The organism is Streptomyces sp. NPDC033131 (assembly GCF_055578365.1).
In genome coordinates, this window is the sequence record NZ_JBVIPA010000053.1 from 1 (window position 1) to 24,848 (window position 24,848).

The 24,848-nt window shown below is 72.3% G+C and carries 26 protein-coding genes; 14 read left to right on the top strand and 12 right to left on the bottom strand.

The genetic code is table 11. From position 1 onward, the window contains the following. Nucleotides 1–91: 91 nt before the first annotated feature. Together ACZ5XS_RS40010 and ACZ5XS_RS40015 are read right to left on the bottom strand one after the other, a co-directional pair. The gene (locus tag ACZ5XS_RS40010) at nucleotides 92–838 is read right to left on the bottom strand and encodes an MBL fold metallo-hydrolase (protein ID WP_468659930.1); all 747 of its coding nucleotides are present in this window, start codon (nucleotides 836–838) and stop codon (nucleotides 92–94) included. A 198-nt stretch (nucleotides 839–1,036) separates the two neighbouring features. Further along, nucleotides 1,037–1,663, bottom strand: coding sequence for an alpha-ketoglutarate-dependent dioxygenase AlkB (locus ACZ5XS_RS40015; RefSeq protein ID WP_468659932.1), 627 nt, complete (start codon nucleotides 1,661–1,663; stop codon nucleotides 1,037–1,039). Between the two features lie 125 nt (nucleotides 1,664–1,788). On the opposite strand from ACZ5XS_RS40015, the gene ACZ5XS_RS40020 reads away from it, so the two are divergent. Beyond that, nucleotides 1,789–2,436 (top strand): TetR/AcrR family transcriptional regulator, encoded by a 648-nt coding sequence (locus ACZ5XS_RS40020; protein WP_468659934.1) that lies wholly within the window; start codon nucleotides 1,789–1,791, stop codon nucleotides 2,434–2,436. A 17-nt stretch (nucleotides 2,437–2,453) separates the two neighbouring features. Continuing rightward, a complete protein-coding gene (locus tag ACZ5XS_RS40025; RefSeq protein WP_468659936.1) occupies nucleotides 2,454–4,127 on the top strand; it encodes an FAD-binding dehydrogenase in 1,674 nt (557 codons plus the stop codon). 214 nt (nucleotides 4,128–4,341) lie between these two features. On the opposite strand, the gene ACZ5XS_RS40030 is transcribed toward ACZ5XS_RS40025, so the two are convergent. After that, nucleotides 4,342–4,692: a DUF488 domain-containing protein gene (locus ACZ5XS_RS40030; protein ID WP_468659938.1), complete on the bottom strand. Its 351-nt coding sequence runs from the start codon at nucleotides 4,690–4,692 to the stop codon at nucleotides 4,342–4,344. 240 nt (nucleotides 4,693–4,932) lie between these two features. Here ACZ5XS_RS40030 and ACZ5XS_RS40035 point away from each other — a divergent pair, with 240 nt between their 5' ends. The 4 genes from ACZ5XS_RS40035 to ACZ5XS_RS40050 all read left to right on the top strand — a co-directional run bounded on the left by ACZ5XS_RS40035 (nucleotide 4,933) and on the right by ACZ5XS_RS40050 (nucleotide 8,801). Further along, the gene (locus ACZ5XS_RS40035) at nucleotides 4,933–5,679 is read left to right on the top strand and encodes a hypothetical protein (protein WP_468659940.1); all 747 of its coding nucleotides are present in this window, start codon (nucleotides 4,933–4,935) and stop codon (nucleotides 5,677–5,679) included. A 38-nt stretch (nucleotides 5,680–5,717) separates the two neighbouring features. Then, the gene (locus ACZ5XS_RS40040; protein WP_468659942.1) at nucleotides 5,718–6,416 is read left to right on the top strand and encodes a response regulator; all 699 of its coding nucleotides are present in this window, start codon (nucleotides 5,718–5,720) and stop codon (nucleotides 6,414–6,416) included. Continuing rightward, entirely contained in the window at nucleotides 6,413–8,281 is a 1,869-nt protein-coding gene (locus ACZ5XS_RS40045) for a sensor histidine kinase (RefSeq protein WP_468659944.1), read from the top strand. The genes ACZ5XS_RS40040 and ACZ5XS_RS40045 overlap by 4 nt, the downstream gene beginning before the upstream one ends. 70 nt (nucleotides 8,282–8,351) lie before the next feature. Then, complete coding sequence (locus tag ACZ5XS_RS40050) at nucleotides 8,352–8,801, top strand: DUF6098 family protein (RefSeq protein WP_468659946.1); 450 nt, start codon at nucleotides 8,352–8,354, stop codon at nucleotides 8,799–8,801. Between the two features lie 12 nt (nucleotides 8,802–8,813). Here the strand turns inward: ACZ5XS_RS40050 and ACZ5XS_RS40055 are convergent, their stop codons facing one another. Further along, on the bottom strand, nucleotides 8,814–9,065 hold the full coding sequence (locus tag ACZ5XS_RS40055) for a WhiB family transcriptional regulator (RefSeq protein WP_217242745.1): 252 nt from the start codon (nucleotides 9,063–9,065) through the stop codon (nucleotides 8,814–8,816). A 177-nt stretch (nucleotides 9,066–9,242) separates the two neighbouring features. Continuing rightward, nucleotides 9,243–10,463, bottom strand: a complete 1,221-nt coding sequence (locus tag ACZ5XS_RS40060) for a saccharopine dehydrogenase family protein (RefSeq protein WP_468659948.1) — start codon at nucleotides 10,461–10,463, stop codon at nucleotides 9,243–9,245. A gap of 123 nt (nucleotides 10,464–10,586) precedes the next feature. Between ACZ5XS_RS40060 and ACZ5XS_RS40065 the strand changes: the two genes are divergently transcribed. Beyond that, nucleotides 10,587–11,312 carry a TetR/AcrR family transcriptional regulator gene (locus tag ACZ5XS_RS40065; RefSeq protein WP_468659950.1) on the top strand — a complete coding sequence of 242 codons (726 nt, stop codon included), beginning with the start codon at nucleotides 10,587–10,589 and terminating at the stop codon, nucleotides 11,310–11,312. 150 nt (nucleotides 11,313–11,462) lie between these two features. Here ACZ5XS_RS40065 and ACZ5XS_RS40070 read toward each other — a convergent pair whose 3' ends face one another. After that, on the bottom strand, nucleotides 11,463–12,419 hold the full coding sequence (locus ACZ5XS_RS40070; protein ID WP_468660008.1) for a LysR family transcriptional regulator ArgP: 957 nt from the start codon (nucleotides 12,417–12,419) through the stop codon (nucleotides 11,463–11,465). A 69-nt stretch (nucleotides 12,420–12,488) separates the two neighbouring features. On the opposite strand from ACZ5XS_RS40070, the gene ACZ5XS_RS40075 reads away from it, so the two are divergent. Both ACZ5XS_RS40075 and ACZ5XS_RS40080 read left to right on the top strand, forming a co-directional pair. Then, nucleotides 12,489–13,103 (top strand): LysE/ArgO family amino acid transporter, encoded by a 615-nt coding sequence (locus ACZ5XS_RS40075; protein ID WP_468659952.1) that lies wholly within the window; start codon nucleotides 12,489–12,491, stop codon nucleotides 13,101–13,103. A gap of 164 nt (nucleotides 13,104–13,267) precedes the next feature. Then, nucleotides 13,268–14,572 (top strand): MFS transporter, encoded by a 1,305-nt coding sequence (locus ACZ5XS_RS40080; protein WP_468659954.1) that lies wholly within the window; start codon nucleotides 13,268–13,270, stop codon nucleotides 14,570–14,572. A 4-nt stretch (nucleotides 14,573–14,576) separates the two neighbouring features. On the opposite strand, the gene ACZ5XS_RS40085 is transcribed toward ACZ5XS_RS40080, so the two are convergent. From ACZ5XS_RS40085 to ACZ5XS_RS40095, 3 genes are all read right to left on the bottom strand, one after another. Next, a complete protein-coding gene (locus ACZ5XS_RS40085; protein ID WP_468659956.1) occupies nucleotides 14,577–15,032 on the bottom strand; it encodes a cyclic nucleotide-binding domain-containing protein in 456 nt (151 codons plus the stop codon). 309 nt (nucleotides 15,033–15,341) lie between these two features. Next, nucleotides 15,342–16,820, bottom strand: coding sequence for an aminotransferase class I/II-fold pyridoxal phosphate-dependent enzyme (locus ACZ5XS_RS40090; protein ID WP_468659958.1), 1,479 nt, complete (start codon nucleotides 16,818–16,820; stop codon nucleotides 15,342–15,344). 54 nt (nucleotides 16,821–16,874) lie between these two features. Next, a complete protein-coding gene (locus tag ACZ5XS_RS40095) occupies nucleotides 16,875–17,102 on the bottom strand; it encodes a hypothetical protein (protein WP_468659960.1) in 228 nt (75 codons plus the stop codon). Nucleotides 17,103–17,359: 257 nt separating this feature from the next. Here ACZ5XS_RS40095 and ACZ5XS_RS40100 point away from each other — a divergent pair, with 257 nt between their 5' ends. From ACZ5XS_RS40100 to ACZ5XS_RS40120, 5 genes are all read left to right on the top strand, one after another. After that, a complete protein-coding gene (locus ACZ5XS_RS40100; RefSeq protein ID WP_468659962.1) occupies nucleotides 17,360–17,806 on the top strand; it encodes an ATP-binding protein in 447 nt (148 codons plus the stop codon). A gap of 179 nt (nucleotides 17,807–17,985) precedes the next feature. Next, nucleotides 17,986–18,843 carry a SigB/SigF/SigG family RNA polymerase sigma factor gene (locus ACZ5XS_RS40105; RefSeq protein ID WP_468659964.1) on the top strand — a complete coding sequence of 286 codons (858 nt, stop codon included), beginning with the start codon at nucleotides 17,986–17,988 and terminating at the stop codon, nucleotides 18,841–18,843. 20 nt (nucleotides 18,844–18,863) lie between these two features. Further along, nucleotides 18,864–19,091: a DUF5133 domain-containing protein gene (locus ACZ5XS_RS40110; RefSeq protein WP_468659966.1), complete on the top strand. Its 228-nt coding sequence runs from the start codon at nucleotides 18,864–18,866 to the stop codon at nucleotides 19,089–19,091. A 228-nt stretch (nucleotides 19,092–19,319) separates the two neighbouring features. Further along, nucleotides 19,320–20,153 carry a DUF1206 domain-containing protein gene (locus ACZ5XS_RS40115; protein ID WP_468659968.1) on the top strand — a complete coding sequence of 278 codons (834 nt, stop codon included), beginning with the start codon at nucleotides 19,320–19,322 and terminating at the stop codon, nucleotides 20,151–20,153. Nucleotides 20,154–20,220: 67 nt separating this feature from the next. Next, entirely contained in the window at nucleotides 20,221–20,652 is a 432-nt protein-coding gene (locus tag ACZ5XS_RS40120) for a hypothetical protein (RefSeq protein WP_217242756.1), read from the top strand. A 15-nt stretch (nucleotides 20,653–20,667) separates the two neighbouring features. Here the strand turns inward: ACZ5XS_RS40120 and ACZ5XS_RS40125 are convergent, their stop codons facing one another. From ACZ5XS_RS40125 to ACZ5XS_RS40135, 3 genes are all read right to left on the bottom strand, one after another. Next, nucleotides 20,668–22,917 carry an FUSC family protein gene (locus tag ACZ5XS_RS40125; RefSeq protein WP_468659970.1) on the bottom strand — a complete coding sequence of 750 codons (2,250 nt, stop codon included), beginning with the start codon at nucleotides 22,915–22,917 and terminating at the stop codon, nucleotides 20,668–20,670. Nucleotides 22,918–22,983: 66 nt separating this feature from the next. Beyond that, nucleotides 22,984–23,196 (bottom strand): DUF4287 domain-containing protein, encoded by a 213-nt coding sequence (locus ACZ5XS_RS40130; protein ID WP_468659972.1) that lies wholly within the window; start codon nucleotides 23,194–23,196, stop codon nucleotides 22,984–22,986. A gap of 108 nt (nucleotides 23,197–23,304) precedes the next feature. Further along, nucleotides 23,305–24,681, bottom strand: coding sequence for an NAD(P)/FAD-dependent oxidoreductase (locus tag ACZ5XS_RS40135; RefSeq protein WP_468659974.1), 1,377 nt, complete (start codon nucleotides 24,679–24,681; stop codon nucleotides 23,305–23,307). Nucleotides 24,682–24,848: the final 167 nt, after the last annotated feature.

Genomic DNA, 24,848 nt, shown 5'->3' on the forward strand with positions numbered 1-24,848 from the left:
GGGGGGACCCCCATCGCGGCCGCTCCGGCGCCTTGCGATGCACGGCACCAGACCACGCGACCTGATCGGACGCTCATAGTGAAAGGACCCCTTAGAGCGCGCGCTCTCCGGCCTGAAGTGCCGCTTCACGGACCGGACCGCGGTGCGCGGGCCCGTGCCCGGGCAGCAGCAGGTCCCCGGCCAGTCCTTCGAGCACGTCCAGCGAGGCCACGGCACGGGCCCGCTGGTGGTGGAACATGTCGGGCAGCAGCTGCGGACCCCTGGTCCGCGAGGTGGGGTGACCGCTCACCAGGGCGTCGCCCGAGATCACCACCCCGGAGTCCGGGAGGTGGAAGGCGGCGTGTCCGTCGGTGTGGCCGGGCGTGTGCACCGGGACGGGCCGCCCCGGCAGGTCGAGCGGTCCGGCCGCCGGGAACGGCTCGGGCGAGGCGACCGGGACGGGGACGGTGCCGCCCGAGCGGATCGCGTGCACGGCCCACGGCAGGACACCGGGCCGCCAGCCGTTCCTCAGGACCGTCCCGACGCTCACCTGGTGCAGGAACTCCCGCCGGGCGTGCGGCACTTCTGACTCGTGCAGGTAGACGGGGATGCCGTACGCGGCGCGCAGGTACTCGGCGGAGCCCAGATGGTCGTTGTGGGCGTGCGTGATCAGCACGGCCGTGACCGCCTCCGGTGAACTGCCCACCTCCGCGAGGGAAGTGAGGAGCTGCTCCCGGTCGCCGGGGTAGCCGGTGTCGACCAGGGTGGCGGAGTCGCCCTCCGTGAGGATCACCCAGTTCGTGTTGCTGCCGTGCACGAGATAGGTGCCGTCGGCCACGTGCTGGACGTCTGCCCGCATGATCGTCTCCGCCCGGTGAGATACCTGCTCGACGGGGACAGCAAAGCAGATGATCACGGGGCGGAATCGGTGGGTCCGGGGACAGGGCGCCCCGCTCGGAGGAACGAGGCTGCCTCCGGCACCGTCCGCCGGAGGCAGCCCCCGCGCGTGCCTTCGAAGCGGCCGCCTCTCCGCCCCGGCGCACGCCGCCCTCGGGTGTCACTGCACGTCGTGCGGGCGGAACTGGATGCTGATGCGCGGTCCCGTGGCGCGCGTGGACTTGGGGATGGAGTGCTCCCAGGTCCGCTGACAGGAGCCGCCCATCACGATCAGGTCGCCGTGCCCCAGTGGCCGCCGGACCGTGTCCCCACCGCGTGCCGGACGCAGCAGCAGGTCGCGGGGGGTGCCCACCGAGAGGATCGCGACCATCGTGTCCTGGTGGGCACCCCGCCCGATCCGGTCGCCGTGCCAGGCCACGCTGTCCCGGCCGTCGCGGTAGTAGCACAGGCCGGCCGTGGTGAAGGGCTCGCCCAATTCCTCGGCGTAGCGCGCGGACAGTGCCTCGCGGGCGTCCGTGAGCAGGGGGTGCGGCAGTGCGTCGTCCGCCCCGTAGTACGCGAGCAGTCGCGGTACGTCGACCACGTGGTCGTACATCTTCCGGCGCTCCGCCCGCCACGGCACCTCGGCGGCCAGCTGTTCGAACAGTTCGTCCGAACCGCTCAGCCAGCCCGGCAGCACGTCGATCCAGGCGCCGAGGCCGAGCACGGTACGGCGGACCCCGTCGAGGGGGCCGAGGCGGAGCTCGTCGGTCTGGTCGAAGAGGGAGCCCTGGAGGTGCCTGGTCATGGAATCCAGCGTACCCCTTAATCGAAAAGACGTTCTAGGCGAGGTGGCGGCGCGATCGGATTCGGCGGAGGCCTTTCGATACGTTGGTGTATCGGATACATTCCCGTATCGAACGGAGGTCGAACGTGGTGGTGGAGGAGACGACCAGGCGTGTCACCAAGCGCCGCGTCCGCACGCGGGCCAACCTGCTGGACGCCGCCTTCGCGGTGTTCGCCGCCAAGGGCTTCGGGCGGGTCTCGATCGAGGAGGTCTGCGAGGCCGCCGGCTACAGCCGCGGCGCCTTCTACTCGAACTTCGACAGCCTGGACGAGCTGTTCTTCGCCCTGTACCGGCAGCGAGCCGACCTGATCGCCGCCCAGGTCGCCGAGGCCCTGGCCCTGGACGGACCCGAACTCGACGTACCGGCGTCCGTGGACCGGGTCACCGAGGTGCTCCTGCTCGACGTCGACTGGCTGCTGGTGAAGACGGACTTCCTGGTGCACGCCGCCCGGGACCCGGCTGTCGCGCACTCCCTGCTCCAGCACCGGGAGCGGCTGCGACGGGCCATCGAGGACCGGCTCGCCCGGGCCACCGGACACACCGCACTGCCCGCCGCGCTCGGCGGCGTCGACGGCGCCGCCCGCGCCGTCGTCGCCGCGTACGACGGAGTCACCACCCAACTGCTGCTGGACAAGGACGTCGAACGCGCCCGGGTCTGGCTGGGGCAGTTGCTCACCGCCCTGCTGACCGACGGCAGCGGCACACCCGAACGAGACTCACTCAGACCCCAATAAGAAGGGCAGCGGTCGCCATGGATGCGGACGTCATCGTCGTCGGAGCCGGACTCGCGGGCCTGGTCGCCGCGCACGAACTGACCAGCCGGGGCCGCAGGGTCGCGCTGGTCGACCAGGAGAACGCCGCCAACCTCGGCGGACAGGCGTTCTGGTCCTTCGGCGGGCTGTTCATCGTCGACTCCCCGGAACAGCGGCGCCTCGGCATCAAGGACTCCTTCGAGCTCGCCTGGAACGACTGGCAGGGCAGCGCGCAGTTCGACCGGACCGACGACGAGGACTCCTGGGCGGTGCGCTGGGCGCGCGCCTACGTCGAGTTCGCGGCGGGCGAGAAGCGGTCCTGGCTGGAGGGACACGGCATCAAGTTCCTGCCGACCGTCGGCTGGGCCGAGCGCGGCGACCTGACGGCCCACGGACACGGCAACTCCGTACCCCGCTTCCACATCGCGTGGGGCACCGGCACCGGGGTCGTGGAGCCGTTCGTCGAGTACGCCGAGCAGGCCGCGCGCGACGGGCTGCTCACCTTCCACCACCGCCACCAGGTCGACGAACTGGTCGTCGAGGAGGGCGTGGCGCACGGGGTCCGCGGCACCGTGCTGGCCGAGGACAACTCCCCTCGCGGTGTCGCCTCGAACCGCGACCGCGTGGGCGACTTCGAGCTCACCGCCCGGGCCGTCGTCGTCACCACCGGCGGCATCGGCGCCAACCACGACATCGTGCGCCGCTACTGGCCGGAGCGGCTCGGCACCCCGCCCGCCGAGATGGTCACCGGAGTGCCCGCCTACGTCGACGGCCGGATGCTCGACATCAGCGCGAACGCCGGCGCGCGCCTGGTCAACCGTGACCGCATGTGGCACTACACCGAGGGATTGCAGAACTGGGACCCGATCTGGCCCGGCCACGGCATCCGCATCCTGCCCGGCCCGTCCTCGATGTGGTTCGACGCCCTCGGCCGCCGCCTGCCCGAGCCGTGCCTGCCCGGCTACGACACCCTCAGCACACTCAAGTACCTGCGCACCACCGAGGACATCGCGGACCACGACCACTCCTGGTTCATCCTCACCCAGAAGATCATCGAGAAGGAGTTCGCGCTGTCGGGCTCCGAGCAGAACCCCGACATCACCGCCAAGGACCGGGCCGGCTTCCTGCGCACGCGGGTGCTCGGCAAGGGGGCCCCCGGCCCCGTGGACGCCTTCCTGCGCAAGGGCGCCGACTTCGTGTCCGCCCCGAACCTGGAGCAGCTCGTCGAGAAGATGAACGCATTGACCGACAAGGCGTTGCTGGACGCCGCCGGGATCCGGCGCCAGATCGAGGCCCGCGACCTCCAGATCGCCAACTCCTACAGCAAGGACGCCCAGGTGCAGGGCATCCGCAACGCCCGCCGCTACATCGGCGACCGCCTCGGCCGCGTCGCCACCCCGCACCGCATCCTCGACCCGGCCGCCGGACCCCTCATCGGCGTCAAGCTGCACACCCTCACCCGCAAGACCCTCGGCGGCATCCAGACCGACCTCGACTCACGCGCCCTCGGCACCGACGGCAAGCCCCTGGACGGCCTGTACGCGGCGGGCGAGGTCGCCGGCTTCGGCGGTGGCGGCGTCCACGGGTACAACGCGCTGGAGGGCACCTTCCTCGGCGGCTGCCTCTTCTCCGGGCGGGCGGCGGGGCGGGCCGCCGCCCGGCAGACGGTCTGACCCGACCGCGACGGCCCGCCTCCCGCGGGCCTGTTCGGCGGACCAGGTCAGGGCATCAGCGGCGCGCATCATCGACGCGGGTGAGCGGCGCCTGGTCCGCCGAGCCGCACGGCGGAGGAGGGCGTCGACGCGATGGGGGAGTCGGCAACCGACGAGAACGCCGCAGATCGGCGTGCCGGGCCCCGCGTCCGCGGCATGATCCGCCGGACAGGCCCTAACCGTGGAGCAGGCGGGCCAGCACGGCGGCGTGACTCCGCTCGGGGGACTTGGCGGCGGTCAGCAGGGTGACGGCGCCCTTGGCGGCCGACCCCCGCACCCGGTCGAGCAGTTCGACCGCCTCCGGGGCGGCCAGCTCGGCCTCGTACCGCCGGCCGAACTCCTCGTACGACCCCTCGCCCGCGTGGTACCAGCGGCGCAGCTCGGTCGACGGGGTGAGGGCCTTGGGCCACTCGTCGACACGCGCCGCGTCCTTCGACAGACCGCGCGGCCACAGCCGGTCGACCAGGACACGCACGCCGTCCTCGGGCTCGGGCGGTTCGTAGACGCGGCGCACGCGCACACTCACGGGCGGGCCTTTCTCCGGTGGGTCAGGGTGCCGGGAGCGTATCGCCGTGCTCCGCCGTGTCCGGGTCACGCAACGCGGACACTCCGGAACGGGAGTGTGGGAAGGACCTGGGCGAACCGTTCCAGACCCGGCTGTGCACGGAGGGCAAGCCGCGCAGGCCGGAGCACCGGCAGGGCCGTAGCGGCCCAACAGGTTCCGGAAGCTGACGAGTTCCTCACAAGTGTCGGTCAAGGTCGTTCCGTGATCGGACACCGACCTTCCGCCGCGCTGCTCGTCGCGTCGCTGCTGCTGACCGGATGCGGCGGCGGCGCGGCGGCGGTCTCGGACCACCGGCCCGAGGCCGCCCCGACGACGAGCACCCCCGCGCCCTCCCCGGCGATCTCCGTCGAGGAGGCCCCGCGGCACCTGCCCGGCCTGGGGCCGAAGACCCTCGCGCACATCCCGCCCCGCGCCCGGCAGGCCGTCGTGGTGACCGGCCGCGGGAAAAACTCCCCGAACTCCACGGTCGTGCTGTACGAGCGCACCGCGGCCGGCTGGGAGGCCGCCTGGGAGAGCCGGCCCGCGCACAACGCGCTCAAAGGCTGGACCGACCATCACCGCGCCGGTGACCTGCGCTCGCCCATCGGGGTCTACACCCTCACCGACGCCGGCGGCCGGCTCCGCGACCCCGGCACCCGGCTGCCGTACGACCGCGGCAGCGGGTTCACCGCGACCGGCACGGGGTTCGAGGGGGAGCCGCTGGCCGGATCCTTCGACTACGTGATCGCCGTCAACTACAACCGCAGGCCCGGAACTTCGCCCCTGGACTGGACGCGCCCGCTCGGCGCGGGCCGCGGCGGCGGCATCTGGCTGCACGTCGACCACGACGGCCCCACACAGGGCTGTGTCAGCATCGCCGAGAAGCACATGAAGGAACTTCTGCTCGCGCTCGACCCCGACCTCCACCCCGTCGTCGTCATGGGCGACGCCGAGTCCCTGGCCCGCTGAGCCCGCAGAGGTCTCCCGAACCGCTTAGGATCCGCCGCGTGTGCGCACATGTGCTGGTCGCCGAGGACGACGAGATGCAGGCCGAACTCATACGCCGCTCCCTGCTGGCGGAGGGTCACACCGCCACGGTCGTCCACGACGGACGGGCCGCCCTGGACGCCGCCCGCGCGCTCCGGCCCGACCTCGTCGTCCTGGACCTGATGCTGCCGGTGATCGACGGCTTCGGCGTGTGCCGGGTGCTGCGCCGGGACGACGACGTGCCCGTCCTGATGCTCACCGCCCGCGCCACCGAGGACGACCTGCTGCTGGGTCTGGAACTGGGCGCGGACGACTACATGACCAAGCCGTACAGCCCCCGCGAACTCATGGCCCGCATCCGCACGGTCCTGCGGCGCAGCGGGCGCCCGTCCGCCGCCCGGTGGGATGATCCGGTCGTCAGCGCCGGAGGGATCACGGTGGACCCGGTACGGCACGAGGTGCGCTGCGAGGACAGGCCCGTGGAGTGCACGCCGGCCGAGTTCGACATCCTCCTCGCCATGGCCGCCGAGCCCGAACGGGTCTTCTCGCGAAGGCAGTTGCTGGAGATCACCCGCGGCACCGACCGCTCCTCCACCGAACGGGCCGTCGACGTCCACATCATGAACCTGCGCCGCAAGACGGAGCCGGACCCGCGTCGGCCGGTCCGGCTGCTGACCGTCTTCGGAGTCGGCTACAAGCTCAGCGGCGGCCGCGGATGAGCGGCCGGATACCGCTGCGCAAGCGCCTGCTGGTCCGGCTGCTGATCGCCTCCGGTCTCATCGCCGGGTGCTCGGTGGCGGCGACCGCCTGGCTGGCCGTGGAGACCACCACCCGTGCGCTGCGGGAGGAACAGGGCCAGGTCCTCGCCGACGACATGGACGTCCTCGCCCGGCTCAGCGGCCATGCCGCGACCCATCCCGACTGGCGGGGAGTGGAGAAGACCGTCCGGGAGCTGTCGGCGAAGACCGGGCGGCGCATCGCCCTCACCACCACCGACCGCACGCCGATCGCCGACTCCGCGCCGCGCGGCACCGTGCTGCCGGTGAGCGCCGCCGCCACCGTCGACCCGCTGCGCACCGACACCTACAGCGAACGCGGGGCCCAACTCGGCGGGACGGACCCGCGGGTGGTGGGCCCCTACCGGCTGACGGCGGCCGAACGCGTCAAGCTCGACGCCCTGGCCCGGCAGCGGCAGGACTGCTTCACCCGGTACGGCATCGACACCACCCTCACCCGCATGCCGAGCGGCCGCCCGGTCCTCACACCGTCGGAGGGTGCCGCCGACCGCGGGTACGTGCCCGACTCGTGCGCCGACGGCCGGCTCAACACCCCCATGCCCACCGAGGAGAAGGCGCTCAAGGCACTGGAGAAGCAGGCCCGCGGCTGCCTGACCCGGGCCGGCCTGGAACCCGACATGCCGCTGGCGCTCGGGGCGGACCTCACCCCCGGCGGGTCGCTCCAGGCCGCCACCCTCGCACCCGCGTTCGTGAAGGCAGGTGACGGCCAGGCCTGGCGGGCGGCCCGGGCCTGTCTCGACGACGCCCGCCGCGCCCAGCTCGACCCGTACGTCGCACCCACCGCCGAACTGTTCCTCGGCGGCGGGGACACCCCGGCCGTGCGCTTCGACATGTCCCCCGACAACAAGGCCAAGATCATCGGTGCTGCCGGACTCGTGCTGGCCGTCACCGTCGCCGTGACCGCCGTGGTCGCCACCCGGCTCGTCCGGCCGCTGCGGGCGCTGACCGAGGCCGCCCAGCAGCCGCCGGACCGGCATGTCCGCGTCCCCGTCACCACCCGGGACGAGACCGGCATCCTCGCCGCGGCCTTCAACGAACTGACCGAGCGCCGGGAACGCCTGGAGGCGCAGCGCAGGGCGATGGTCAGCGACATCGCCCACGAACTGCGCAGCCCGCTCACCAACATCCGCGGCTGGCTGGAGGTCACCCGCGACGGCCTCGTCGACCCCGACCCCGCCCTGCTGGCCTCACTGCACGACGAGGCCCTGGTGCTCCAGCGCGTCATCGACGACCTGCGCGACCTCGCGGACGCCGACGCCGGCACCCTGCGCCTGCACCCGGAGCCCGTGCGCTGCGACGACCTCCTGGACCAGGTCGCCGCGGCCCACCGCGTCGCGGCCGACGCCGCCGGTGTCCGTCTGCACACCGCGGTCGAGGGCACGCCGTGGCTGGACGCCGACCCGCTGCGGATGCGGCAGGCGCTGGGCAACCTGGTGTCCAACGCCCTGCGGCACACGTCCGCGGGCGGCAGCGTCACGCTGGGCGCGCGCCGCGACGGCGACTTCGTCCTGCTGGAGGTCACCGACGACGGCAGCGGCATAGCACCGGACGATCTGCCGCACCTCTTCGACCGGTTCTGGCGCGCGGAGAAGTCCCGCAGCCGTCGCACCGGCGGCAGCGGCCTCGGCCTGCCGATCGTCCGCCATCTCGTCGCCGCCCACGGCGGAACGGCCGACGCGAGCAGTGAACCCGGTGCCGGCAGCGTCTTCACGCTGCGGCTGCCGGGCGCGGCCGGGCAGAACGGGGCACCGGGGGAACCGGCCGTGTCCGTCGCTCCGGCGCCGTAGCGGTCGTACCGATTCCGCCGGCTTTGAACGGGTACCCCGTCTCCGCGACGGCAAAGAGGGAGGTCAGGACATGAGTGCAGCGGACGACCTGCCGGTCGTGAAGACACTCGAGGAAGTCGCCGATCTGGTCGAGCGGCACCACGGCCTCTACGTCCGCTGGTCCCGCGGCCCCGAGGTCGACCTCGCCGACGCCTCCAGCACGGACGACCTGACGGGCGTACGCATGTCCGGGCTGTCGGCGAACCCGCTCGACGTCGAGGAGTGGTGGGACGGGCGGCCCGTGGAGGTGTGGGTCGCCCGCCGTCTGTACGACTACTCGCATCTTCCGCACGAGAAGGGCCCCGGGGTGTACTCGTGGGTCCTCAGGGGCCGGGAGACGGGCCGGGGGCCCGACAACGAGCCGCTGGTCGCGGACGTCCGGCCGATGTGCCGGCTCGACGCCCGGACGATCGATCAGGCGCGCGACACAGTGGACCGCCAGGACACTTCCTGGGGTCCACTGCGCCGGCCCGGCCGCTGACGCGGCCCCGTGTCACCCGGAGTTCCTCCGGGAGCCCGCGCGCCGCCTCAGCGCACGGCGTTCGTTCTCGCTCGTCCCGCCCCAGACACCCAGGGTCTGCCCGGTGTCCAGCGCCCACTGAAGGCACTGCTCCCGGACCGGGCAGCGCCGGCAGACGGCCTTCGCCTGCTCCTGCTGCACCAGCGCCGGGCCGGTGCTGCCGATCGGGAAGAAGAGATCGGGGTCCTCCTGGCGGCACGCGGCATGGTCTCGCCAGTTGTCCATGAAATGTCACCTGCGATCGAAAGTCGTGTGCCCTCGGGATTTCCTTACTCGTTTCCGGGTCACCTGTCGATGCGTGGGTGAAACAACCGAGTCCTGTGCGACGCGAGGCCGGTGCGGAAGGAACGGGGTGAAAGGCGGCCGAAAGACGCGGTCGCAACACGCTGCCGTCAGGCGCGCTCACTGCTCGCGGACGCCCCACGGGGAGCCGTAGGCGGTCAGCAGATCCAGGAAGGGCCGGGCCGGGAAGGCCTCCGGGCCGAGGACGCCCGCGCCGGTCCAGGCGCCGGTGGCGAGCAGTTCCAGGGCGACGACCGGATTGACGGCGGTCTGCCACACCACCGCCTGGCAGCCGTACTCCGCCATGGACCACTGGTTGTCGACCACGTGGTACAGGTACACCTCGCGCGGCGCCCCGTCCCTGACGCCCCGCACCCAGGTGCCCGCGCAGGTCTTGCCCCGCATCCGCTCACCCAGCGTCGCCGGGTCCGGCAGACACGCGGCCACCACGTCCCGCGGCGAGACGGCGACCGGACCGGCGGCGCTCGGCACGGTCACCGGGTCGGTGCGGTCCAGGCCCAGCAGGTGCAGCGTCCGGAGCGTCTCGATGAACTCCCGGCCCAGCCCGTACTTGAAGGTGACGCGGCGCGCGCCGACCCAGCGCGGCACGAGCAGCACCTCCTCGTGCTCCACGTTCACGCACTCGACCGGACCGATGCCCTCGGGGAAGTCGAAGACCTCGGGCTCGCTGAACGGCTCCGTGGTGAACCACCCCCGGTCGGCTTCGTAGACGACCGGCGGGTTGAGGCATTCCTCGATGGTGGTCCAGATACTGAAGGAGGGCGCGAAGCCGTAGCCGTCGACCGTCAGGTTCGCGCCGTCGCGGATGCCGATCTCCTCGATCTCGTCGAAGAGTTCGTCGGCCGCGTACCGGGCGAAGACGTCCGACAGACCCGGTTCCACGCCCATGCCGACGAGCGCCAGCACGCCCGCCTTCTCCCACTCCTGCGCCTGCGCGAACTGCTCGTCGCCGAGCTTCACCCCGCACTCCTGGTACGGGCGCTCGGCGTGCGGGCGGGACAGCGACATCGCCATGTCCAGATAGGTGGCGCCCGCCGTGCGTGCGGCCCGGAACAGCGGCATCACGAAGCGCGGGTCGGTGGCGTTCAGGAGGACGTCGCAGCCGTGCCGCCCGAGCAGCGCGGCCACGGCCGCCTCGTCGCCGGCGTCCACGCGCTCGGCCAGGAAGCGGCTCCCCTCGTCGCCGAGGGCCGCTACGGCCGCCTCGGCGCGGGCCGGGTCGTGGTCGGCGACCACCATCGTGTCGAAGAACGGACGCCGGGCCGCGATCCGGGTGATGGCGGTGCCCACACCACCGGCTCCCACGAGCAGTACACGCATGACAGGAACTCCATCGGTCGAGGTCGACGAGTGGTCGAAGAGCGGGCCCGGAAGCGATCCAACGCCGTCGGCTCGCATAAGGTCAATGGCGTTGGCATAAGGCCGCGGGAGGAGACGAGAGCCGTGCCGAAACCAGTGGTCTCCGAGGAGAAGCGGCGGCGGCGCCGGCCCACCCGGAGCGGCACCGTGCTGTCCGAGGCGCTGATCGTGGAGACCGCGCTGCGCATGCTGCGCGAACACGGCAGCGCGGGCCTCACCGTCCGCCGCCTCGGCCTCGCCCTGGACGCCGACCCGTCCACGCTCTACCGGTACTTCCGCGGCATGGACGACCTGACCCTCGCCATCGGCGACGCGCTCCTCGGCCAGGCGCTGAAGGGCTGGCGGCCGACGGGGGAGTGGCGGGCGGATCTGCGCGCCGTCGGACTGCGCATCCACGCCGAGTACGTCGCCCACCCCCAGGCCGCCCTGCTGACCACGAGCCGGGTCACCGGCCGCGCCAACGAACTGGCCGCCGACGAGGCCGTCCTCGACGTCCTGCGCCGGGCCGGTTTCCCGCTGCCGGACACCGTGCGCATCTACCACGCCTTCATCGACCAGACCCTGGCCTTCGCCGCCCTCGACGCCGCCTCGCTCGCCCTGCCGAGCGACTCGCTCCACGCCGACGAGGACGTGTGGCGCTCGACCTACGCCCGGCTGCCCCGCACCACGCATCCCCGCATCGCCGAGGCGGCACCTCTGCTGGCCACCCGCATGGTGACCAGCGCGTATCCGACGGCCCTGGACATGCTCCTGGACAGTGCCGAGGCCCAGCTCCAGCGGTACGCCCAGCGCCGGGGTACCGGGGCCTGACCGGCGGATCATGCTGCAGACGCGGGGCCCACGCCGATCCTCGGTGTGGTCGTCGGCTGCCGACTTCTCCACTCCCGGCCTCGCCCGGGCGGGGGAACCATCGCGTCGACGCTCTCCTCCGCCTTGCGGCTCGACGCACCAAGCCCCGGCTCACCTGGGTCGACGAGGTGCCGCTTCTTTCCTGCGACCTGATCCGCCGGACTGGCCCTGGCCGCGCAGCGTCTCGGCGGCGGCCGCCACCACCGCCTCGGCCACGGCGGCCAGCGCGGGTGAGTCCAGCTTCCACTGCTGCCAGTACAGCGGTACGTCGACCGTGCGGTCCGGCGCCAGGGGCACGAGGCGGCCCTCGCGCAGCAGCCGGTCCGCCTGCACCTCGGGCACCAGACCCCAGCCCAGGCCGGCCGCGACGGCTTCCACGAAGCCCTCCGAGGTGGGCACGGAGTGCCGTACCGCGCTCGCCCCGCCCCTGCCCCGCCGCAGCCGCCGGACGAACGCGTCCTGGAGGTCGTCGGACCGGTCGAAGGTCATCACGGGCGCATGCGCCAGGGCTTCCCGCAGCGGTCCCGCGAGATGCCGTTCGGCGAACTCCGGGCTGGCCGCCGCGATGTACCGCATCCGCCCCAGGGTCCTTACGGAGCACCCCGCCACGGCGTCGGGCGACGAGGTCACCGCGGCCATCACGCGGCCCTCCCGCAACAGTTCCGCCGTGCGCGTCTCGTCCTCGCGGCGCAGCTCGAAACAGAGCCGCGGCTCCTGCGGGACGCGGCTCAGCGCGCCCAGAAACCACGTCGACAGGGAGTCCGCGTTCACCGCCACCGACACCAGGGTCGGCTCGTCGTCCCCGCGCATGCCGAGCTCGGCCCGCGCGTCGCGCTCCAGCCGGGCCAGCTGCCGGGCGAACCGCACCACGACCTCGCCGGACTCCGTCGGCCGCACCGGTTTGGTGCGCACCAGCAGCACCCGCCCCGTGCGCTGCTCCAGTGCCTTCACCCGCTGGCTCACCGCGGACGGCGTCAGGTGCAGGGCGGTCGCCGCCGCGTCGAACGTACCCTCGTCGACCACCGCGAGCAGGGTCCGCACCTGATCCAGCGGGAGTTCGGTCATCATCATGACAGCTAATGGTACGTAAGAATCTTTAGCTGTACACGCACTGATCGTTTCCCTAGCGTCGACGTCATGACCGCCTCCCTGACCGCCGCGGCCGCCGGCTTCGGCACCGGCCTCTCCCTCATCGTCGCCATCGGCGCCCAGAACGCCTTCGTCCTGCGCCAGGGGATCCGCCGGCACGCGGTCCTCGCCGTCGTCGGCATCTGCGCCCTGTCCGACGCCCTGCTCATCGCCCTGGGCGTCGGCGGCGTCGGTGCCGTGGTGACCGCGTGGCCGGGGGCGCTGACCGCGGTCGGCTGGGTCGGCGGCGCGTTCCTGCTCGGCTACGGCGCCCTCGCCGCCCGTCGCGCGTTCCGGCCGGGCGGCGCCCTGCACGCCGAGGGTGAGGCGGAGGGGTCGGTCCGGCGGGCCGTGCTGACCTGTCTGGCGATGACGTGGCTCAACCCGCACGTCTACCTCGACACCGTGTTCCTGCTCGGCTCCGTCGCCGCCGACCGCGGCCCGCTGCGCTGGACGTTCGGACTCGGCGCGATGGTCGCCAGTCTGTGCTGGTTCACCGCGCTCGGCTTCGGCGCCCGGCTGCTCGGCCGTTTCCTGACCAGGCCGGCCGCCTGGCGGGTCCTGGACGGCCTGGTCGCCGCCATCATGATCGCCATGGGCCTCATGCTCGTCATCGGAGCCTGAACCGCCCAAGGAGCATGACAGGCCGGGCAGGCCGGGCAGGCCGGGCAGGCCAGGCAGGCCGGACAGGCCTGCGGCGGGAACCGGGCATGCGGATCCCGGACGCCCGGCCGGTGCTGCGATAGTGATCCCTGGTCCGAAAGATGTAACGAGCAACCAGGAAGTCCGTGGACACCAGCGAGAGCAGCAGCCAACCCCGGACGGCGCCGGACGAGGACAAGCGGAGCAGCGGGCGCGGCTGGCGCCGCTGGGCCATGGACACCCGCCCCCTGCGCCGGCCCGCCTACCGCCGCCTGTGGTCGTCGACGATCGTCACGGCCGTCGGCAGCCAGCTCACCGCCGTCGCCGTGCCCAAGCAGATCTACGACATCACCGGCTCGTCGGCCTGGGTCGGCGCCGCCGCCCTCGCCGGGCTGCTGCCCCTGATCGTGTTCGCGCTGTGGGGCGGGGCGATCGCCGACAGCATGGACCGGCGCAGACTGCTCCTGATCACCAACAGCGGCATAGCCGTGACGTCCGTCCTGTTCTGGCTCCAGGCCGCCTCCGGGCTGGACTCGGTGGCCGCCTTGATGATCCTGCTCGCCGTTCAGCAGGCGTTCTGGGGTCTGAACGCACCGGCGCGCACCGCGTCCATCGCCCGCCTGGTCCCCGAGCAGGAGATGGCCGCCGCGAACGCCCTGGGCTCGACCGTCATGCAGACCGGCCAGGTGGTGGGCCCGCTGCTCGCCGGCGCCCTCATCCCCGTCATCGGCCTGCCCGAGCTCTACCTCATCGACGCCCTCGCGCTGTGCGTCACGGTCTGGGCGGTCTACCGGCTGCCCCCGCTGCCGCCCCTCGCCGCCACCGGGCCGGGCCCGCGCCGGGCGGGCGTGCGGGAGATCGCGGCCGGCTTCCGCTACATCTCCCTGCACAAGGTGCTGCTGCTGTCCTTCCTCGCCGACATCATCGCGATGGTCTTCGGCATGCCCCGCGCCCTGTTCCCGCAGCTCGCCTCCGAGACGTACGCCCCCTACGGCGAAGGGCTCGCCCTCGGTCTGCTCTTCGCGGCGATCCCCATCGGCGCGGTGATCGGCGGCCTGTTCTCCGGCACGTTCTCCCGTGCCCGCAGGCACGGCTGGATGGTCATCGGCGCGGTCGTCGTCTGGGGCGCCGCCATCACCGGGTTCGGCCTCAGCGGCAGCCTGTGGCTCGCCGTGGTCTTCCTCGCCCTGGCCGGGGTCGCCGACATGGTCTCCATGGTCTTCCGCGGGGCGATCCTGCTGTCCGCCGCGACCGACGAGATGCGCGGCCGTATGCAGGGCGTCTTCACGGTCGTGGTCGCGGGCGGACCCCGCCTCGCCGACGTCCTGCACGGCTCGGCGGGCTCCGTCTTCGGCGCCCGCACGGCGGTCGCGGGAGGCGGGATCCTGGTGATGGTCGCGATGCTGAGCCTGGCCTTCGCGGTGCCGGCCCTGCGCCGGTACCGGATCTGACGTCCTACAGGGCGCTCCGCCGGCCCGTCGTGTACTGCTCCATGAGCTTTCCCCGGGTCGTCTCCAGCCGGTGTGCGAGGATCTCGGCGACGGACCGCACCAGGATCATGCCGAGCTGCGCGTCCTCCTCGCACAGCCCGAGCACCGACGCCGCGTCGAACTCGTGGGCGCGGACCGGGCTGAAGGCCTCCGCGCCGAAGTCCCACCGGTACGGCGGGAACAGCCAGGACCAGCCGAGCAGGTCGCCCGCGCCGAGGCCGGCGACGGTCACCCGCCGCTGCGCCGTCACCTGCTGGGTGAGGGAGACCGCGCCCGAGCGGATGACCCAGAAGCGGTCGGCCGTGCCGCCCGCCTCGAAGATCCGGGCGTCCTCGGGGAAGGCGACCTCCCTGGCGAGCGACATCAGGCGCTGGCGCTGGGGTGACGGAAGGGCGGTGAGCAGTTTGATCGCTTTGGTCATGACGCGGGGCTCCTCGCCGGCGATGGATTCCGGTTTTTCCCTACGCCCATTTCAGCGGCTGCCGCCGCCCCGGGCACCTCGGCGGACCGGGGAATCGCACAGGGGAAGCCGCCGGGCCCTGCGTGCCATGGGGTGCCGAGGACAGAAAAAAAGCCCTGGCTGGACGGGGGAGACCAGCCAGGGCCGTTCAGGGTGGCGCCCGGAGGACGGTGACGTTCGACTCCGCGACCACGTATGAATGAACCGTAAACCATCCCTGGGCCCTGTGCGCAACCCGATTCGGGTCACGTGACCTGTTTCACTCTGTCTTCACGCGGAGTCCCGTGCCGCGACCCTGATCGTCTCCAGCCGGGAGTCGGCGGCGTCCGGAAGGTTCATGCCCGCCTCCAGACCGGTGACCAGATAGCGCAGCACGGGCTCCGTCAGCCGCTCGCCCGGCAGGACGGCCGGAATCCCCGGCGGATACGGCGTGATCATCTCCGCCGCGACCCGGCCGGCGGCCTCGGACACCGGCACGTTCTCGGCCGGGCCGAAGAACGCGTCCCTCGGCAGACAGGCCTGTGTCATCCGCAGCTCGGGCGGCGAGGGCACCTCCACCCGCGGGGCCGGGCGCAGTTCCGTCGCGGCGTCGGCCAGGTCCTTGAGCGCGGCGAGCAGCTGGCCGGCCGTCTCTCTGTCGTCGGCGTGGGTGAGCTGCGCGCCGATGCGGCGATGGTCCGTCAGATGCATGTCGATGTCGCGGTGTTGGCGCAGCCAGTCGGCCGCCTGGTACCCGGTGATCCCGAGCGCGTCGATGTCGATGACGCAGGGCAACGGGTCCATGTCCACGGCCAGCCCCTCACCGCAGAAGTCGTCGCGGTCGTTGACGTGCATCCCGTCGATCCCCTCGACGGCGGCCCGCACCTCGGCGGCCACCTCCAGCGCGCCGCCCATCAGCTCCCGGCCGTGCAGGGCCATCTGACGCCGCCAGCCGTCGAGCCCGGCGTACAGCAGCACCGACGGGCTGGTGGTGCCCAGCAGGTCGGAGCGCATCTGCAACAGGTCCGCCGGGACGAGATCGCCCTGCAGATGGAAGACCGACCCCTGCTCCAGCCCGCTGCCCATCTTGTGGATGCTGGTCACGCAGATGTCGGCGCCCGCGTCCATGGCCCAGGACGGCAGGTCGGGATGGAAGGGCAGATGCGCGCCCCACGCCTCGTCCACGATCAGCGGGACCGAACGGCGGTGACAGAGCTCGGCGACCGCCCCCAGGTCCGCGCAGGTGCCGTACGGCGTCGGGCTGGTGATCAGAGCGCCCTTCGCGTCGGGATGGGCCTCGAACGCCTCCTCGAAGGCCGCGGCGGACGGCGGATGAGCCAGATGCCGCTCCGCGTCCCACCGGGGTTCGACCCGGACCGGCTCGATCCCGGACAGGATCAGCCCCGACACGACCGACTTGTGGGCGTCCCGCCCGATCAGCAGCTTCTCGTGCGGGCCGGCCACGGCCAGCATCGCCGCCTTGACGGACAGCGAGCTCCCGCAGGTCGTGAAGAACGTGCGGTCGGCGTGCACCGCATCGGCCATGAGCTCCTCGGCCCGTTCCAGCACACGCCCCCGGGTGAGCCGGTCGTCCAGGCCGCCCGTCGCCGGCAGATCACCGAGGAACACCGCGTCACCGAGCACCTCACGCACCGCGGGATCGGCGCCCCGGGCCTGCTTGTGACCCGGGGGCGTGAACGACATCCGCCCCTTACGGTGGTAGTCGGCCAGGGCTTCCAGAACAGGTGCGCGTGTGTGATCAGCTGACATGCGCCACGGGTTCCCGGCCTCCGCGGCCGTCAATCCGCGACCCCGCAGAGCCGGTCACCCCTGCGCCGCGTGCCGGCCCGGCGTCAGGATCTCGTCGAGCACCCTGACCACGGCCTCGTACGCCAGGGTCCGCACGGCCGCGTCATGGGCGCCCTTGTCGTCCTGGTCCGCCCGGCGCAGGTCGTCGCTGCGGGTGCGCCAGTTCCGTTCCTCCTCCGCCGCACAGGCCCGGGCGCGTTGGATGCGTCGCAGCAGTTCGTCTGAGTCCACCACATCGGTCATGCCTTCCGCGTACCCGCTCCGGGCGCGGCAATGGGCCCGAGTTCCCGTCGGCACGAGAGGTTTGGCATGCCGGGGAGAGGTGAGCCGGAAGAGAGAGACCTGCGGAATGTCACGCAGCGTGATGCGGATTCCGCTGCGGCCGGATCGGTCGGCCGCCCGTCGAGCGACGTGCCCGCAACGTGTCCGCGCCCGTCCGCCGAACCGCGGGCGGCACCGGGCGCGGCTTCGTTTCTTCAGCGATCCAGGGAGCTACAGGGATGTGCGAGGAGCACAGGACCGAATTCGCCCTCCAGTCGTCGTCCGTGGCGGACCGGCGCGGGCACCAGCGGCCGTGCAAACCGGCCGAGGCACGCAGCGCGGTCGAGCGGGCCGTGACCGAACGCTGCCGCGCCAACCACACGACGTGCGACGCGGACACACTGGCCGACGCCCTGCTCGTCGCCTCGGAACTCACCACCAACGCGATACTGCACGGTGGCGGTATCACGGACTTTCACGTCGACGTGGTGGGGCCCGGCGTGCGCGTGTCGGTGAGCGACCGCAGTGACGAACTGCCGGTGGTCAGGGCGCCGGTGGACCCGTGCGGGCGCCGACGCGTCGGCGGCCACGGCTGGCCGATCGTCTGCCGGCTGTCCCGCGACGTCCGGGTGACCGACCTGCCTTCGGGCGGGAAGTGCATCACCGCCGTGGTGCCCCTGTCCTGAAGACTTTTTCGGAACCGGAGTTTGCACCAAGGGGGGCAGGGCAGACGCAATTTCGTGCTTCGGACCGGAGGCGCGCCAGCGGGAGCGGTATGGCTGCTCCGGGGCCCTTCCAGGTCATCCGGGCAGCGCTTTCCCTCCCGCGGTAATGACCTGAGACGACCGTTCAGGAGCGATTCCGCATGCTCATCGACATGTCGACAAACCGTCCCGGCACCCCCACTCGGCAGACCGCTCCGCCTCGGCGCCGGCACGACGACGCCCCCGACACGACCACCCTCTTCACCCGGCTGGCCGCCCTGGACGACGGCCCCGAGCGCGACGCCATCCGCGACGAACTCGTCAACGCCTGGCTGCCCATGGCCCACCGGATCGCCGGACGGTTCCGCGACCGCGGGGAGTCGATCGAGGACCTGCGCCAGGTGGCAGCCCTCGGCCTGGTGAAGGCGATCGACCGGTTCGAGCCGGAACGGGGTGCCTTCGAGAGCTACGCCGTGCCGACCATCACCGGAGAGGTCAAGCGGCACTTCCGGGACCGGATGTGGGCGCTGAGGGTGCCCCGCCGGGTCCAGGAACTGCGCAACAAGGTGCGAGTGGCCCGCCGCGAGCTGACCCAGAGCCCCGGTTCGGCCGAGCCGTCGGCCGCCGACATCGCCGCCCACACCGGACTGACCGAGGACGAGGTCACCGCGGGGATGGAAGCGCTCGAGAGCTTCAGCACCCTGTCGCTGGACGCCGAACTCTCCGCAGGCGACGACGGCTACAGCCTCGCCGACACCCTGGGCTCGTCCGACGCCTCGTACGACGTGGTCGTCGACCGCGAGTCCGCCAAGGAGGGCCTGCGCCGACTGCCCGAACGGGAACGGGCCATCCTCTACATGCGCTTCTTCGAGGACATGACCCAAAGCCGCATCGCCGACCAGCTCGGCATCTCCCAGATGCACGTCTCCCGGCTGATCAGCCGAAGCTGCGCCCGCGTGCGCGCCGAGGCGCTGGGCCGGCGGACGAACCTGCGCGGCCCCGGTGGCCGGGCGGTCTGAGGGAACGAGGGGTGAGAGGGATGCTCAGGCCTCATCCGGCCTTTCTGCGCCGGCTCGTCGAGGAGTACGAGTCGCTGCGGGCCCAGGAGGCCGCACGCGGCCCGGCGCCACCGAGCCCGCGCTCCCTCGACCTCGCCTACACGCTGTGCGTGTCGACCGGCACGCGGGACGTGAGGCTGGCGCTGGACGCGGCACACCGCGTGCTGGGTGCGGTACCGGAGTCCGGGCCCGCACCACTGACCGAATGACAAGGCCCGCATGACGTCGCACCGCCGGACGGTGGTGCGCGTGCGGAGCGCGAAGAACTGATCAAAGCGGCTGCGGGACGCCATGCGCGACCCGCAGCCGCTCGGTCGCGGCAGACGCGGCCGAGCGGATACGGCGGTCGTGATCCACGACCGTGCGCCGTGGAACACCACGTCAGCGCCGGGTGTGTCCACCCGCGACCAGGGCATGCGGATTTCAGGAGGACTGACATGAGCACGAGTGCCACAGCGCGAACCGCCCGGACGGACGCCCGCCGGGTCGCGAACGGCTCGGCGCGGGAAGGAGCCGCGCGTGCGGGACTGACCGCGCGCGGGGTGATCTACCTGCTGGTCGGTCTTCTGGCCCTGCAGATCGCCTTCGGCGAGGGCGAGCGGCAGGCCGACCGCGGCGGTGCGCTGGCGGAGCTCGCCGACAAGCCGTTCGGCGCGGTGCTGCTGTGGGCGCTGGGTATCGGCCTGGTCGGCATGGCGCTGTGGCGGCTGTCCGAGGTCCTGTTCGGCGCGGTCGGGCCGGACGGCCGCAAGGCGAAGAAACGACTGCTGTCCGCCGCGCGGTGCGCCTTCTACACGTTCGTCGCCTATTCCGTGCTGTCCTTCGCCGCCGGATCGGGCGGCGAAGGATCCAGCGACAAGCAGTCCAAGGACGTCACCGCCCGGCTGCTGGAGGTCCCCGGCGGGCAGTGGCTGGTGGGCGCGGCCGGCGCCGGGATCGCCGTCGCCGGTGTCTGGATCGCCGCGCGGGCGTTGATGCGCAAGTACCACGACAAGCTCAAGTTCGGCGCGATGACCGGGCGGACCCGACGGCTGGTCGACATCACGGGCATGGGCGGCGGCGCGGCGCGTGGCGCGGTGTTCGCCGCGGCGGGTGCATTCGCCGTGCGTGCCGCGGTCGACTACGAGCCCGACAAGGCGAAGGGCCTCGACGACACTCTGCGCTCGTTCGCCGACACCCCGCTCGGGCCGTGGCTGCTGGTCTGCGTGGCGTCCGGGCTCGTACTCTTCGGACTGTTCTCCTTCGCGATGGCCCGCTGGCGCCGGGTCTGAGGAGCGCCACCGGGTTCTGAAACACGGCACGGGGTCTGAGATCCGGCACACGGGGAACACGGACCGGATGAACGAACCCGAGCTTCCGCCCGACGGCCGGCCCGTGGACGTCTACCTCGACCTGCTGCGTGTCCGCATGGACACGGAGGACTACCGCCTCCTGCTCAGCGTGGTCGAACCAGTTCTGCGGGCGATAGAGGAACAACGCCTGCCCGCGCTCGACTTCGCCCTTGACGAGGCGCACGCGGAAGGGCTCCCCCAGGAGGTCCGCGACGAGGCCGCGCTGGTCATCGCCACCGCGGTCACGGGCCGACTGGACAACGAGGTGATCGAGCTGAACATCGAGGACACCGGCCCGGTCCGCGTGGTCACCGACGCGGTCACCGCGTCCGACCCGGTGCGCCTCGGCGAGATCGCCGACTACATCCGCGAACGACAGCAGATGAACGACGAACTGCGCGGCATCGCCGCGGTGAGCGACCTGCCGACGGACATCTGACCCGGCGCCCCGCCGTCACCGCCGGGGCGCCGCGACAGGCGCCTTCAGCGGGCGGGCCAGGCCCGTCACCGACTCGTCCAGGCGTTGCAGATGACGCAGCACGCGATCGGTGACCCTGCCGTACCGGGGCGTGCCCGGCACGTCCGGCTCCAGGAGCGAGGCGATGCTGGAGCCGGTGATCTCGATCTCGACGGCGGCCTGCGGGTCGGCGACGTGCGCGGCGATCGCCCCGATGTTGTGCGCGATGCGCCGCCCGGCCCGGCGCAGCCTCGGGTCCGCCGCGATCGAGGGATGGGTCGGCAGGAGTTCGGCCGTCGCCGCCAGCGACCGCGCGTGGTAGGCGCAGGTCTCGAGCAGCGCGACGACATACCGAGCCGTGTCCCGGCGGGCCCGCAGCGGCGTGACCGGGTGGGTGAGCGGCTGGGTGGCGGCGCGCAGGTCGGCCAGCGCCTGGTCGAGGTCGCGTGCCTTGTCCAGCAGGTCGGCCGGCGGGCCGCCGCTGAGCTGGTCCACGGCCGCCTCGGTGACGTCGGCCAGCCGGTCCAGGACGGTGACCAGCAGGTCGTTGGTACGACGGTCCGTGCGCACCGGCAGCACGAACGCCGCCGCGACGATCCCGCAGGCCGCGCCGAGCGCCGTCTCCGCGACCCGCAGCAGCAGCACCGAGGGGCTGTAGGTGTGCAGGAGGGTGTAGAGCACGCCCAGCGCCGCGGTGACGAAGAAGGACATCAGCGTGTACGAGAAGGGCGCGGTGTAGAACATCGCGAACACGCACAGCAGCACCAGCGCGAACGCCGTCCACGTGTGCTGCCCGACCAGCCCCGCCAGCACGATGCCGGCCACGACGCCGAGCACGGTGCCCAGCAGCCGCCGGTAGCCCTTGACCATGATCTCGCCCGTGGACGCGGTGTTGAGGAACACGATCCAGCAGGCCAGTACCGCCCAGTACCAGCGCTGGCTGGACAGGAACTCCCCGCCGACGATGGCCAGCGAAGACCCCACGGAGACCTGCACGGCGGCGCGGGTGGTCGGCCGCCGCAGCCCGGTGGGCTCCTCCTCGTCGCTGTCGTCCTCGCCGGCGTCGATGGCGGCGTCCTCGGCGTCCAGCTCCTCGCGCGAACGGGCCGTGGACGGACTGTCGTCCGAGTCGTCCTGGGGTCCCTCCAGGGCGATCCGCAGGCCCAGCACCGCCCGGGCGGCCTCGCCGATGCCCCGGAAGACGTCCTGGACGGCGGCCGAGGCGGGCGGCAGGTTCTCCTCGTCGCGGTACCCGAGGAGCCGGTTGCGCACATGGGACAGGGCTGTGCCGGACCCTTCGGCGACGGGCCGCAGCACGAGCATCCGCAGCGCCCGGAGATCGCGGCCCAGGGTGGCGGTCGCCTCGTCCCGTACCGGCAGATGGCCGCCCGCCGGGACGGGGGCGCCCGGCAGATGCAGGGTCAGGGTGGTCGCCCGCTCCGCGCTGCGCGCGGTCAGCAGCAACAGGCCCAGCCGCTCGGCGGCGATCTCGGCGTCCGCGATACGGCGCTGTACCAGCCGGGCCGCGGCCTCGTCCGAGGTGCCCTCCTCCAGCCGGCCCTGGATCATCATCGCCGTCTCGTGCAGGCGGGCGGTGCCGCTGCGCACGTCCTCGAGCGCCTTCTCCACCTCGTCCGGCCCGGCGTCGAGCAGTTCGAGCTGCGCGGACACCAGCTGGGCCAGCCGGGCGCGGAAGGCCTCGCGCAGCCGCCCCAGCAGGTGTGCCGGCGTCTCGGGCACGAGCACGAAGCGCACCAGGCCGCTGCTGAGGAAGGCGACGAGGATGGCGCCGTACAGCTCGGGCAGTGCGGCGACGGTGGCGCCGACGAACAGGGACAGGAAGTAGACCTGGAACCCGATCAGCCCGAGCGCGGTGCCGCGGTCGCCGAACCGGCGGCCGTAGACGGCGCTGAAGATGAGGGCGACGAAGAAGAGGTCGCCGGCCACCACATGCGAGCTGAGAAGCGCGCCGAGCGTCACCGACGCCAGTGCCACCGGCAGCCCCAGCGCGAGCGTCACGGCCTGCGGCCCGCGCTGTTTCTCGCGGATGGCGAAGGTGGCGACCATCGCCGCCATGGCCCCCGCCACCAGATGCGTGACGTCGACGTCCAGGAGGGCGAGCACGGCCAGCGTGAGGGCGATCGCGCCCACGGTCCGCAGACCGGCGGTCAGTCTCAGCAGGCCCGGATCGGAAGCGGCGACGCCGTCCCGCAGCCGTGCCCACACCGAACGTCCCGCTGCCTTCACGCCGCCGTACTCACTCCCGTGTCACGTCATGATCTCCGCCCTCAGCATGACACGGAGGGGTGGCGCTCACCGGTCCCGGGTCTCGGCGAGCGTGTGCGCCACCAGCGCGTTGGCGTGGCCGTGCCCCAGGCCGTGCTCGGCCTTGAGCCACGTGACCAGCTCCATGTGCCGGGTCAGCGGCGAGGAGCGGACGATCTCCAGCCACTCGGCGACCGGCCGGCCGTACTTCTTCTCGATGGAGGGGAAGTAGCTCGCGGGGCCCTTCACGGTCTCGGCCATGGCGGTGTCGTCCTTTCACTGTGACGTCGTGCTGTCCCTCCTACGACCGCCGACCGGTCGGAAACTGATCGGCGGTCAGGAGTGAAGCACGTCACACGCGCACCGGTGTCACTGGTCCTGCCGCTCGGTCCCCTCCACGTGCGCACGCACCTGCTCCGGCGTCAGATACGCGTTCGTGTACTCGAAGTCCTTCAGCTTGGCGGCCTTGCGGGCCTGGAAGCCGGTACGGACGAAGTCGTCCCCGGCGACGGCGTTCAGCACCCAGTTCGTCATCACGCGCGTCTTGGCGACGTTGGTGCGCAGCGCCGACCAGTGGTAGCCGCGGGCCACGGCCTGGGCGGGCAGACCACGCAGCTCGATGCCGAGCGGCTTGGACACGGCGTCCTTGCCGCCGAGGTCGACGACCAGGCCGAGGTCCTTGTGGACGTACGGCTTCGTCGTGCCGCCGCGCAGCGTGGCGATGACGTTGTCGGCCACGTGCTTGCCCTGCCGCAGGGCGTGCTGGGCCGTGGGCGGGCACACCGCGCCGTCCTCGCCCTTGGCCTCGTCGGGCACCGCGGCGGCGTCGCCGAGCGCGAACACACCGTCGTGGCCCGGCAGGTTCATGTCGGCGGTGACCGCGAGCCGGCCCCGGACCGTCTCCGCGCCGAGCGTGGCGATGAGCGGGCTGGCGACCACGCCGGCGGTCCAGATCAGCGTGCGGGTGGGCACCACCCGGCCGTCGGTGAACGTGACCTCCTCGGGGCCCGCCTTGGCGATGGAGACCCCGAGCGAGATCTCGATGCCCCGCCTGCGCAGGATCTCCTGGGCGCTGCGGCCCAGCTTGTCGCCCAGCTCCGGCATCAGCTTCGGCGCGATGTCGATCAGGTGCCACTTGATGAGCCCCGGGTCCAGGCGCGGGTAGCGCCTGACGGCGGCGTGCGTGAGGCGTTGCAGACAGGCCGCGGTCTCGGTGCCGGCGTACCCGCCGCCGACCACCACGAACTGCAGCCGCGAGGCACGCTCCGCCGGATCCTCACTGGCGTCGGCGAGGTCCAGCTGGGAGATCACGTGGTCACGGACGTAGGCGGCCTCGGCCAGCGTCTTCATGCCGAAGGCGTGGTCGGTGAGGCCCGGGATGTCGAAGGTGCGGGTGATGCTGCCGGGAGCCAGCACGATGTAGTCGTACGGCTCGTCGACGATCTCGTCGGTGATGGTGCGGATGACGCAGACCTTGGACTTCAGGTCCACACCGATCGCGCCGCCCGGGATGATCCGGGTGCGGTACTTCTTGCTGCGTCGCAGGGAGACGGCGATCGACTGCGGCGTCAGCACGCCGGAGGCGACCTGGGGGAGCAGCGGAAGGTAGAGCTGGTAGGCGAACGGCGTCACCAGCGTGACGTCTGCTTCGTCCGGGGAGAGCTTGCGTTCCAGACGGCGGACGCACTCCACTCCGGCGAAACCTGCACCAACCACCAGGATCCTGGGTCGTGTCACGGTGTTCATCCCTTTCTGCGGCTCCAGGCGGTCTGCCTCGAACGCCATTCGCCTGCCCGTGGATCGCTGCTTCGCACCTCATCGATCCCCTCGCGGTGCCGTCCCGCCCGCCGCGCGCGGCGAACAGACGAACGCGTCGAGGACCACCATGCCCGCCCCGCCGCCGAAGCGCACCG